Here is a 12049-nt window from a genome sequence, read left to right on the forward strand (position 1 = left end):
TATATAAAGTAGCATGCCCTTTAATGAAGAAAAAAATGAGAGCCCTTCAACGAAGGCTCTCATTCCCTTAAGAAATACTTATTTTAAGATTTGAACTTTTACTGTTTTTCTTCCCCATTTTAACGCTTCTTTTTGAGAAGGAAGAAGAACGTCAATTTTATTTCCTTTAATCGCACCGCCCGTATCAGCTGCGATTGCCGTGCCGTAACCTTCTACGTATACTTTTGAACCAAGTTTAATCACTTTTGGATCAACAGAAATCACTTTTTGATTTGGATTCTTTTTCAAGTCAATTCCAATCGCTGTTTTTCCGCTGCAGCCTTTGCAGTTCGCTGTGTACGCTGTTGCTGTTACTTTAAATTCTTTCACAACGTTTGAAGACTTCGCAGGCGCTGCTTTAGCAGGCGTGCTTGATTTTACTTGAGATACTTTTAATACTTGTTTCGGATGAATGCTGTCTGACTTTAAGTTATTCCACTGTTTCAGCTGACTAACCGATACTTTATATGTCTTTGCAATTTTGTATAGCGAATCTCCGCTTTTTACTGTATATGTATTTGTTGCAGCTGATGCACCACTTGCCACTCCGAACAGTGACATTAGAACTAAACTGAACGTAATCATTGTCTTTTTCATGTAATTGATTTCCCCTTTATCTACCAATACATAAAAAATAACACATGAATATTACAGTTATATTTCAGTAGCATGTCAATAGTTTGATAGTTTAGTTACAATAAAAATAAAGATTCTTCCTTTTAAACTAGTAAATTAATCACCTTTACTCTTCAAAAACATACATATTTAGGTATATGACGGTGCTTTTATACACATTTATAATAGATTATTTCATTTGTAACATTTAACTGGTTCTAGAGGCTTATCCTTTGTTTTATATTGATTATTTAGAACATAGTTTATTTAAAATTAATAAATGCGTTAAAGGAGCTTAATATACATCACTTTTTACACCGCTGTTGATTTCCGTGCAAGACTTCCCTTTCCGCGGGAGTCTTCGTTTTGCTCTCCAATCAACAGCTAGAAGCGCACACATACATGATCGTCATAACAATAAAAAATCCGAACGTGTTGGATTCTCCATCAAGAATCTCAATTCATCGTTCGGATCTTTCTTCAACTAAAATACTTTTATCATAGCCTTTTTATTTGAAATTAAAATGCCTGCATTCCTTGTTAATATGGCTGCCACTGAAGCATTTTAGCTGCCTCGAACCTTTTTTCTACATTGGGCCAGTAAACTATTTTCCACCAATTATCAACGTACGGATCACGTTCATTTTTGTACTGCAAATAATAGGCGTGTTCCCATACGTCTAATACGAGCAGCGGAATCGTATCCCACTGCGTGAGAAGCTGATGGCGCTCAGCCTGTAAGACTTCAAGCTTTCGCGAACGAGGCGACCATACTAAGATAGCCCAGCCCACACCTTCCACTTTTTTTGCAGCTTGAGAAAAGTGCATCATAAATTTCTCATAGCTGCCAAAGTCTTTTTGAAGCTGCTGCAGCAGCTGTCGTCTCGGCCTCCCTCCTCCTTCTGGGCTCATAATTTCCCAAAAGATTGTATGCAAATAATGACCTGAGCCATGAAAAGAAGCTTCCCGTTCCCAATGTTTTATGAGGTCAAAATTGTTTGTGTTACGGGCTTGCTGCAGCATGAGCTCTGCTTTATTTAATCCATCTACATAGCTTTGATGATGCTTGCTGTGATGAAGACGCATGATCTCTCGGTTAATATACGGTTCAAGAGCTGAATAGCTATAGCCAAGCGGCGGCAGCTCATGCTGTCCTGGCGCTATCGATTCTCGCTCCCTGCCGTCGTCTCCAAGCCGCTCTTTTAAAACTTTATCAATATGCCGCACTGCATTATTGATTTCCTCTAACGTATATTCGTTGACATCTTCTTCGCTTAAATATTCAAGAACGTCTTCTTGCGTGCGCGTTATATATGACGTTATATCTACTTCTGTAATGGCTTCTTCAAATACAGGATCACATACTTGTTCAAGCCAGGTCTGAACTTCCATCAAGTATCTTTTTCTCTCATCTTGATCGGCCATACTTTCCCTCCTTACACCTCATCTTCACTATCATATTCAAAAGAAAAAGCAACATAACTTCCTACTTGTATCTATTGAGGTAGAAAATTCGACATAAAAAAGCAAGAGCTCCTTAAAGGATAAACTCTTGCCTTTTTTCTTATATCTTCTTCGCCATATTTACATAATCAATCGTTTCTTGCTTACTAACAGCTGCATGCTTCAGCTTTGGGTTGTAATAGAGCTCCACTTTTATATTATTAATTTCACAGTCGTCTGGCATATCCTGCAAATCCGTTAAAAACGGCAGCAAGTGATTGTCCATATCGTATTCAAACGCCCCGTTTTGCAAGTAATACACTTTTGGCACATAGTTAATATGGCGAAAAAACTTCACTACGTTAATTCGCTCACCGTATGAGGCTATCACTTCATCTTCTGTTAGGTTCGGATAAGATAAATTAAACACTTGCCGAACCGGCGTTTTCAGCCACTTGGTCAAGCACGTCTGCGGATTGTTGACAAGCGCTTTTGCTCCTTTTACGTATCCCGCTAAAAACATTGACATAAAGCCGCCGCCCGAAGATCCGTAAAATAGCACATTAGACGAATTCACCTGCACTTTTTTCATGAACTTTTCAATTAAAAACGCAATATCTTTTAAATAAAAACGGTCGCTTGTCCCTTGCCCCCACGCAAGCGACACCTTTCCTAAATAAAGCGTAGGATCGTTATAATAAATAATTGAATCTTGGAATTCATTCATCCACGAATGGCGCTGAAAATATGGAGGACCTGCCGGCATTTCTTGACTTGCGCCTCCTCCTGAACCAAACACAAGCAAATGAGAAGACTCTTTTTTCAGCCTTACTAAAAACTCAAACAGCACTCCGTTCCACTCGACTCCTACTAAAAGGGGCTTATCAAACGGCAGCTGAAGTTCATCCAGCTTTTCATACGTACTATTTATCTTTTCATATTGATCAAGCAACAGCTCTGCAACTCACTTTCCTTAAAATGATCTGTCTTATGCGTCTGACATTGATCATGGCTCTGTAAAAAAAGAACCTGTTACAGTGTATGAAAATCAGTGGACAAATGTTTGTACACCTTATCAAAAATAGGCCTTACCTACCTATCCTCCTAGGCTTCTGTCACGAAATAAAACTCTTCACATACGATACAGCATCATAAAAAATTCAAGGATCGGAGCTGGAGACCGTTGTCAACGCCCTATATGGATTACAATAATCCAAACGTACAATACTTTTCCGATTTGAACAAAAACAGACTTAATACGCGCAATGATGAAAACTATATTAACCGGCTAGGAAGAGATGTGCTAAATACTCTTGGAAACGTATCATTACTTGATATTTACTTAAGCAAAAGCCGCGTGGTCGAACCGCACTATCATCAAAATGCCGCTGAGCTTGTTTACTGCATTTCAGGCTCAGCCGTCGTTTCATTAATCAATCCGTTTAACAACGAAGTCACAAATATTCCAATTACTCCCGGTCAAGTAGCCAATATCCCTCAAGGCTGGTGGCACTGGGAGATTGCGTCTGAAGACAATACGCATTTACTTGCCATTTTTGACGCCCCTTACCCGGAATACATTTTTGGATCGGACATTTTAAATAAGACGCCTATTGAAGTCCTTGCTCACACGTACTGCTTAGATCCAGAGCAGCTAAAGAAAACGCTGGCTCCGTTAAAAAATCAAACCATCGTAATTGGACCAACAGACGAATGCGGAGAAAAAGAACACTATAAAAAGAAAAAACAAGGAAGCCCCGTTCACCACCAGACTCCTCCTTATACGTATCCTCCGCCTCAGAATTCTTATTATCAACCTCAAAACCCTTATCACTATCGATACTGGTAGAGGCAAAAAACCCCGCTGCCAGTGCAACGGGGTTTCTTAATGAATACATAACGTTATTAATCTGTATATGTACTATGAAAGGCTGCTTCAATATATGCAACTTGGAAATGATAATGTCCAATTAAATATTTCACAATGTCCACTTGATCAATTTTGCCAGGCTTATCGACCATCGCTTCTTTCACCATTTTTTCAAATGTACCTTGATCAAACTGTTCTTCATGAACAACAATTGTCTCAGAGTACGTTTCATCTTGTCCTTCTGAAATGCGGTAGTAATACAATTTTTTCACCTCAATTTATCTTAAATATATGTATACCCTTAACTAATAACCCTCAAACATTTTTTCAACGTTCTTTTTCCACTTTACGATAGGCTGCGGCTTTTGCTTTTACAAGCAGCCTTGTAACCCAGTACGCCACTAGCGTTATCCCTATATCAATCAGAAAAATATAGAACAAGCTCATTCCTTTTCCTGAATCAATAAATTTAAAATGGTGTTCAAGAGGCGCCAGTCCAAATGAAAAAACAGCGCTCAGCAGAATTGTATACAGATAAAAATTCTTTTGGTGATTCGTACAATATTGATAAAGGAGCAGAAAGCCTACCGGCAAAATAGAAGCAGTAATATTTGTTGCGTTTGGAAGCTGTGGTGTTAAGAAAAATGTGTGCGTTAAATAACCGGTTCTTCCAAGTGCAATATCAATATATGCCCAAAGCATGTGCACTGTGTAACCGAAGAAAAACACCTCAAAGATCCGCGTCCGGTCTACGGTAAAATACAACAACACAAGAGGAAGAACGAGCGAAGCAAGCACCACCCAAAACTGCCAGTTTCCAAAATCCGAATACTGATGCCAATACGACGATAGTAACTTCTGCAGCTTATCGCTTTGTTCATGTATGCTTCCCCAGTATTGTTTATAACTCACTGAAGTACCCTCCTAGATAGAATCTCTGCTTATGTATGTACAAATAAGCTCCATTTTATACAGAGATTTATACAGAGAAACATGAGAAGCGGCCATTTATTGCTTGCGATCACCCAAATAGGTCACCGGAAGCTCACGTTCAATTACGTCTTCCTCCTTCCGATTAACAACATACGCTTTTGCTGTTGGTCTTGAGCTAAGTGATGCAGACAGCTTTTCGTCTTTAAAATGCAGCGCGACTCCATCATCTACAGCATAGCCTTCTTTCATTTCTCCGCTTGCAATTAACTCGTGATACGAAGGTCTTCGATTGCTTTCTCCGTCATAGTGAGGACAGTTGCTTCCCGTTAAAAACCCTAAACAATCTAGTTTAGACAGTTTGTTGTTCATTGAATCAGTGACGCCTTCTTCAAACCAGCAAAGTGAACCTGCGCTTATTCCTGCTAAGATCACTCCTTTTTCATAAGCCGCTTGTAAAATCGTATCCAGTCCCCATTCTTTCCATAAAGAAAGCATATTCCTTGTATTACCGCCGCCTACATACAAAATATCATGCTGCAGCACATATGCTTTTAAATTTATAAAATTTTGAGAAAACAGCGATAAATGAGACGGTGTGCATACCAACTTCTCAAACGCTTCATAAAACCTTTCTATATAGTTATCCGCATCTCCGCTTGCTGTAGGGATAAAGCAGATTTTCGGCACATCTGTATGAGCTTGTGAAAGTATGTATTGATCCAGCAGCAAGTTATCCGGCTCCATTGAAAAGCCTCCGCCGCCCATGGCTATAATTTGTCTCATTTCAATTCTCCCTTCAAAAAAGTGATATAGAAAATGTAAATTCATACTATTTCAAACAAGAAGTTTTCCGTATAATGGAATAGTGAAAAAAAGGTGGTGCAAAGCTTTTGAAAATAGTACGAACACTTTTATTAATACTGGGCATTTTTATTATCTTATTTTGTATCTTTGGCTATATCGATTATAACGGTCAAAAAATGGATTTAGGAGCCAAACAAGAAAAAAACATCCCATCTTCCATTAACACTAACGGGGGAACTATTATACTATCTGCTGTCAGTAAAAAATACGATAAAACGCAGTTTGGCTTTTTTGTTATTCAAAACAATTCGACGCATACCTTAACGATTCCTTATAAAAATACGGCGGATCACTTAAAAGACGGAAAGTGGTACGAAGTTGTGCTAAACGGATTAGAGTTTCCTGATAAAACTGTCACGCTGAAGCCAGGAAAATCACTCAAATTAGATATCGCAACTCCTAACTACAAAGTAGGAAAATATCGTTTTGTGCAGCACTTTAAAGATGAAAACGGAAAAGAGTATGTGTTAGCGGCTCCTTTTGAAATTGTCTGGCCGAGTCTTAAGAACGTTCTCGGGCAGTTTGATTAAAGGTAAAAAAGCACTTACCCGCTATGAGGTAAGTGCTTTTTATCAGCTCTGATTTAAAATACGAAGCGTAATTTGCTTTGTTCCGACTTTTACCGTCTCTCCGTTTTTGATAGCTTCTTTCACACTGAGACTGTGCAGCAAAAGATTTTCTTGAAGCAGCGTTTCGAACTTCTCGACGGCTTTCTGCACTTCTTCGTCTCCGCTAAGCTCCAAATCAATACGTAAATTCACGGGTAAATCCAGCTTTTTGCGGTAATCTTGAACCGCTCGAATTACTTCACGAGCGACTCCTTCCTGCTCGAGTTCTTCGGTTAACGCCGTATCCAACACCGCAGTGTACGTGCCGTTTGATGCAACTGCAAAACCTTCTTTTGGCACTTTTTCAACAAGTACGTCTGCCGTTTCAAGCGTTAGGTTTTCTCCTGAAGCAAGCGTAACACTTAGCTTGCCTTGTTCAACAAACTTTTTCCCTTCCTCTTCTGAAAGGTTTTTCAGCGCTTGGTTGACCTCATTTACTCGTTTTCCAAACTTTGGTCCCGCCTGTTTAAAATCGAGTTTTAATACATAGGAAACAAGTTTGTCGTCGTCTTGCTCAACGTTAAAGTTCTTTACATTAAGCTCATCTTTGATGACATCACGATATGCTTTCCACTCTACATCTTCTTCCGTTACCACAAGCGAAAGACTTTGCAAAGGCTGCTTTACTTTTAACGAATGCGTATTTCGGATGCTTCGGCCTAGTTCCACTACTTGAAGCACCGCTTCCATTTCTTTTTCCAGCTTTTCGTTCACTTTCGTTTGATCACATGCAGGATAGTCTGCTAAATGAACGCTTTTCCCTGTTAGATTTTCATGAATATCATCCGCAACAAACGGCGTAAACGGTGCTAATAGCTGACTTAACGTCACTAGTACTTTATGAAGCGTATCGTAAGCCGCTGCTTTTTCTCCGTCCATTCCTTCTGACCAAAAACGATCGCGGGAACGTCGCACATACCAGTTGCTTAGCTCTTCAATAAATACCGCGATTTCACGAGCCGCGCTTGTAAACCCGTAATCTTCAAGATGTACTGTTACGCGCTTGACCGTGCTGTGCAAACGCGAAAGAATCCACTCATCCAATTTTGTTTTTTTCAATTCATACGTTTGCTTCGGGTCATAGCCGTCAAGCTTGGCGTACAGAACGTAAAAGCCGTACACGTTCACTAGCGTATCAATAACTTTTGATTTCGCTTCTTGCACGACCCGCTCTGAAAATTTCTTCGGATTCCAAGGTGCACTGTCTGCTAAAAGCGCCCATCTAAGCGCATCGGCACCAAATGTATGAATAAGATCAACAGGGTCTAGCGCATTCCCTTTACTTTTAGACATCTTTTGACCGTTTTCATCTAAGACGTGGCCAAGAGACAGAACACGCTTATACGGTGCTTTTCCTGTAAACAGCGTTGAAACTGCCATCAAGCTGTAAAACCAGCCGCGCGTTTGATCAATTCCTTCTGCGATTACGTCTGCTGGAAACTGTTTTTGAAACAGCTCGCTGTTTTCAAACGGATAGTGATACTGCGCAAACGGCATCGAGCCGCTGTCAAACCAAACGTCAATCACTTCCGGCGTTCGCTTCATTTCTCCGCTGCAGACCGGACACGTTAGCTGCACGTCATCTACATACGGCTTATGAAGTTCAATGCTGTCACCAACGGAATGAGACGCATGATTTTGCAGCTCTTTGATGCTTTTCGGAGCTACTTGATGCTGACATTTCCCGCATTCCCATACGTTCAGCGGCGTTCCCCAGTAGCGTTTTCTGCTGATGTTCCAATCCACCATATTTTCTAAAAAGTTGCCAAAGCGACCGTGCTTGATATGATCCGGGTACCACGTCACGCTTTCATTGTTTTTCAAAAACTGTTCCTTTAACGCCGTCGTTTGGATAAACCAGCTTTCATTTGCGTAATAAAGAAGCGGCGAGTCGCATCGCCAGCAAAACGGATAGCTGTGCTCATGCTTTTCTTTATGATACAGCACGTCTTGATTTGCTAAGTAGCGCACGATATCAACTTCGCAGTCTTTTACAAAACGTCCTTTAAACGGCGGCACTTCAGCCGTATACTGCCCTTTTTCATCCACCACGTTCACAAATGAAAAGCCGTTTTCTTTTACGACTCTGTAATCATCTTCGCCGTATGCAGGTGCTAAATGAACAACTCCTGTTCCGCTTTGATCCGTTACGTAATCAGCCGTTACGACTTCGTGCCCTTTTTCCACTTTCACAAAATTAAACGGCGGCTCATACGACATCCCTTTTAACTCATTTCCTTTATGTTGAGATAAAACCGTATACTCTCCTTTTAACACTTTGTCTGCGAGTGCTTCTGCCACTATATACACGCTGTCGCCTTGCTGGGCTCGAACGTAGTTCATCTCTTCATGCACCGCAAGCGCCACGTTTGACGGAAGCGTCCAAGGCGTTGTCGTCCAGCCTAAAAAATACTCATTATCGCGGTTTTTCACTTTAAATTTCACCGTTACCGTTAAATCTTTTACATCTTTATACCCTTGCGCTACTTCATGCGAACTTAATGATGTTTGACAGCTCGGGCAGTAAGGTGATACGCGGTGGCCTTTATAAAGAAGTCCTTTATCATGAATCGTGCCAAGCACGTTCCATACACTTTCAATGTATGAATTCTCCAAGGTGATGTAAGGGTCTTCCATATCAACCCAATAGCCAAGCTGCTCCGTGAACGTGCGCCACTGCTTTTCATACACAAACACACTTTCCTTACACTTGTTGATAAAAGCTTCTACGCCGTATTTTTCAATGTCATGCTTCCCCGATATCCCGAGCTGCTTTTCGACACCGAGCTCTACCGGCAGTCCGTGCGTATCCCAGCCTGCTTTTCGGATCACTTGATGCCCCGTCATCGTTTTATAACGAGCCACCACGTCTTTAATCGTCCGGCCTAGCGCGTGCCCCACGTGAGGCAAACCGTTGGCTGTTGGAGGCCCTTCATAAAATACAAACGAAGGATGCCCTTCTCGATTTTGAACCGACTGCTGAAACACATTTCCTTTTTGCCACTGCTGCTGGATACGCTGTTCGCGCTCTTGCGAAGACTCCCTTACATTCACTTCTTTCATGTGATACCACTCCTTTTAAAGTTAAAAGCACACAAAGAAACCCGTCCCTATGACTAGGGACGGGTTTTAACCGCGGTACCACCCTGGCTTCTATTGATCCGTTCATCAATAGCACTCAGCAACGTACAATCATACGCGTTCTTTTTAACGGTAGACTACCGTTCAAACTTACTTATCGTTCAGTTTGACTTCTCAGAGAGGATATTCCCCTGCAGCTTGAACACCGGCTTTCAGCTATCACCAGCTCTCTGTGGAACAAACTTGCAGCGTACTGATTCTCTTCAACGAATTTGTGTGCTTTTATTAGTAGTTATTGTATGCGGTTTGGAAGGGAATGTCAATGTTTTGAAATCCTTATTGAGATCAAAAGGTTTAGATCTAGGTTATTTTGTTTCTACACTTAACATTTGTTCGAGTTTATTACGCGCCGTTATCCCGTTCTTATCTTTCCATTCAGAAGTTCCGCTGCTTCTTCGCTGTGTAATAAATATGGCTGCGGCTGAGACGGCACAGAAAACATGGTCTTGTACAAGTACATATCACACATCTTTGCTTTCTAATACATTACTTTCATAAACATCGCGACGTTTACAATATAAATTATAAGACACCTTTTATAACTAAGGGAAAGCTAATATAAAAAGTAAAAATTTTTATTTATGAATTATTTTTCTTTTCTTTCCAGCGCAAAAGAATATCCTCATCTGTTTTTTGTCTTGAAGGATCCTCAGAAAAACAAAAACTTATTGTAGTATCATCCTTTAGTTTCTCAAATAATTCTGGTCTGAATATTGCTGCTTTTTGATTATTCTCAGGACTCCGTTGTCCTGATGTACCATCTTTTTTGGTTCCATTTCTCTTTACACCAATACAATAAATGCCCTTAGAAGAATCCGTGTCCGTTTTATTCAAGTACTCTGTTATAGAACTCTTTAAATCTATCTCTTTATCAACTATTAATTGGCTTGGAATAAAAGTGGAGAACTGCTGTGTAAATTGTTGAATAACATCTCCCAAGTTTTCTTTATATTCAATCCCAAAAAATTTTCTAAATGATTTCATATCAGAGATATGTATCTTATACAAATCTGCATAGGTACAAAAATTTTCGTTCCTCCCCCTCTTTTTAATAAACTCAAGCTTTACAATTGCATACTTACTGTCTTTCTTTTCGCGTTCTGAATAAACTTTCACTAGAACAATATATTCTTGCTTTTTGTACTGAAATAGAAAAACGTCTACAGCCCAATTTCGTTTTTTTAATTCATCTCTTATAATTTTCAAATTTTCTAAAGGTGCCTTTTGTTTATTCAAAATATTCCTCCTATCCCTTTTCTTAATTTCCGAAAAATATTTTTTATAATTATAAAAAATATTTTTACAGAGTATATCAAAAAAATGGAATTTCATGAAGTCTAAACTTATTTTAAGATAAGTAAAAAGTTAAGACAAAACTAAAAGACATAAGCCTCTCCTAATACTAAACTCGTATCCTATAAGCTTCCTGAAGAACTGATAAAAGCGATTACTCATACTTATCCAACACATCAAATAAACATATACAGAATAATACCTCTCATGAGATTCGAAAGGAGAAATCACCTTTGACAAAATATCGGATTATGACCTTTGATGGAGGCGGTACTTTAGGTGCTTTAAGTTTACAGCTTTTGAATAGATTGGCTTATCAAAACCCAAAGTTAATTAGTGAAACCGATGTTTTTTCAGGAAATTCGATTGGTTCATTTACTGCTCTTGCATTAGCAAGCGGAAGATCACCAGAAGAGACGTTTCAGTTTTTCAAAGATCACATCTTACCGGCGTTCAGCGTTTCCCGACCGGGCGGACCTGTCTTTAACCAGCAACTACCCTATTCTGGCTTTATTAAAGCCATACGAACATTTTTCCCCCGGGACCTTCGCCTTAGAGACTTAAAGAAACGAATTGTTGTGCCTGCATTCCACTTATTTTCACCGGAGCTGAATCGTTGGAATCCTGTGTTATTTCATAATTTTCCTGGCTCTCCCTATCTTAATGAAAAAGCAAGTGACGTAATACTTAGGAGCAGCGCTGCCCCCGCAACGCAAAGAGCTTATCAAAACTACGTAGATGGTTATACAGTGGCAACTAACGCAAGTACAGCTAGTATCGCGTTTGCAGTAGGGAAAGCAAAACAGCCGTTGGATCAAATTGCCGTATTATCCATTGGAACAGGTGAACAGCCAACTCAATTAAGAAGAGATACAAAGGGATGGGGAATGGTGAGTGCCGATAACATACGCCCTGAAGATATGGAGGACCTACCTCCGAATTGGGGAGTACTTTTAGAACGGTCTCCTAATGAACCGTTGCTGCCGTTTCTTCAGATTATCTCTGGTGGATCGAGCTATTATGAATCAATGGTTAGCTCTGAGCTTTTGGGCGAACAGTTTTTCCGGTTAAACCCGAGGATTCCTAATTTCTCTAAAACGGATCCTTCAGTGGTGCCCGCTCTTATTTCAATTGCTAATAAAACAAATTTACGACCGGCATTTCATTTTATCGAGAAAAACTGGAATTAATATGATCGTACTTTAGATTAATTTCTTGCTTCTATATGGAAAGATTTAAAAGT

Annotated in this window: 11 protein-coding genes, 1 pseudogene and 1 other annotated feature; of the genes and pseudogenes, 3 read left to right on the plus strand and 9 right to left on the minus strand. The window is 39.9% G+C overall.

Annotation, left to right across the window (positions count from 1 at the left end; genetic code table 11):
* Window positions 1–78: 78 nt before the first annotated feature.
* From AC3WJG_RS15410 to AC3WJG_RS15420, 3 genes are all read right to left on the minus strand, one after another.
* A complete protein-coding gene (locus AC3WJG_RS15410) occupies window positions 79–636 on the minus strand; it encodes a 3D domain-containing protein (RefSeq protein ID WP_014459735.1) in 558 nt (185 codons plus the stop codon).
* Between the two features lie 558 nt (window positions 637–1194).
* The gene (locus AC3WJG_RS15415) at window positions 1195–2079 is read right to left on the minus strand and encodes a superoxide dismutase (protein WP_034651345.1); all 885 of its coding nucleotides are present in this window, start codon (window positions 2077–2079) and stop codon (window positions 1195–1197) included.
* A gap of 139 nt (window positions 2080–2218) precedes the next feature.
* Window positions 2219–3049, minus strand: a complete 831-nt coding sequence (locus AC3WJG_RS15420) for a glycosyl transferase family 2 (protein ID WP_221840626.1) — start codon at window positions 3047–3049, stop codon at window positions 2219–2221.
* 231 nt (window positions 3050–3280) lie between these two features.
* Between AC3WJG_RS15420 and AC3WJG_RS15425 the strand changes: the two genes are divergently transcribed.
* Window positions 3281–3946, plus strand: a complete 666-nt coding sequence (locus AC3WJG_RS15425; RefSeq protein WP_098249516.1) for a cupin domain-containing protein — start codon at window positions 3281–3283, stop codon at window positions 3944–3946.
* A gap of 56 nt (window positions 3947–4002) precedes the next feature.
* On the opposite strand, the gene AC3WJG_RS15430 is transcribed toward AC3WJG_RS15425, so the two are convergent.
* The 3 genes from AC3WJG_RS15430 to AC3WJG_RS15440 all read right to left on the minus strand — a co-directional run bounded on the left by AC3WJG_RS15430 (window position 4003) and on the right by AC3WJG_RS15440 (window position 5683).
* A complete protein-coding gene (locus tag AC3WJG_RS15430; RefSeq protein WP_224357852.1) occupies window positions 4003–4239 on the minus strand; it encodes a hypothetical protein in 237 nt (78 codons plus the stop codon).
* A gap of 55 nt (window positions 4240–4294) precedes the next feature.
* Complete coding sequence (locus AC3WJG_RS15435; RefSeq protein ID WP_337134381.1) at window positions 4295–4879, minus strand: hypothetical protein; 585 nt, start codon at window positions 4877–4879, stop codon at window positions 4295–4297.
* Window positions 4880–4975: 96 nt separating this feature from the next.
* Complete coding sequence (locus AC3WJG_RS15440; RefSeq protein ID WP_098791872.1) at window positions 4976–5683, minus strand: Type 1 glutamine amidotransferase-like domain-containing protein; 708 nt, start codon at window positions 5681–5683, stop codon at window positions 4976–4978.
* Window positions 5684–5790: 107 nt separating this feature from the next.
* On the opposite strand from AC3WJG_RS15440, the gene AC3WJG_RS15445 reads away from it, so the two are divergent.
* Window positions 5791–6294, plus strand: a complete 504-nt coding sequence (locus AC3WJG_RS15445; RefSeq protein WP_028408217.1) for an immunoglobulin-like domain-containing protein — start codon at window positions 5791–5793, stop codon at window positions 6292–6294.
* Window positions 6295–6336: 42 nt separating this feature from the next.
* Here AC3WJG_RS15445 and ileS read toward each other — a convergent pair whose 3' ends face one another.
* From ileS to AC3WJG_RS15460, 3 genes and pseudogenes are all read right to left on the minus strand, one after another.
* Window positions 6337–9435, minus strand: coding sequence for an isoleucine--tRNA ligase (ileS, locus tag AC3WJG_RS15450; RefSeq protein ID WP_337134383.1), 3099 nt, complete (start codon window positions 9433–9435; stop codon window positions 6337–6339).
* Between the two features lie 52 nt (window positions 9436–9487).
* Window positions 9488–9729, minus strand: a binding site (T-box leader).
* Window positions 9730–9818: 89 nt separating this feature from the next.
* Window positions 9819–9962: pseudogene (locus tag AC3WJG_RS15455) on the minus strand (DUF4357 domain-containing protein); the annotation flags it as partial.
* A 130-nt stretch (window positions 9963–10092) separates the two neighbouring features.
* Window positions 10093–10749 carry a DUF6037 family protein gene (locus AC3WJG_RS15460; RefSeq protein WP_337134384.1) on the minus strand — a complete coding sequence of 219 codons (657 nt, stop codon included), beginning with the start codon at window positions 10747–10749 and terminating at the stop codon, window positions 10093–10095.
* Window positions 10750–11039: 290 nt separating this feature from the next.
* Here AC3WJG_RS15460 and cotR point away from each other — a divergent pair, with 290 nt between their 5' ends.
* On the plus strand, window positions 11040–11996 hold the full coding sequence (gene cotR, locus AC3WJG_RS15465; RefSeq protein ID WP_221841349.1) for a sporulation hydrolase CotR: 957 nt from the start codon (window positions 11040–11042) through the stop codon (window positions 11994–11996).
* The last annotated feature ends 53 nt before the right edge of the window (window positions 11997–12049 follow it).

This window comes from Priestia sp. FW507-14D1A (assembly GCF_058781295.1).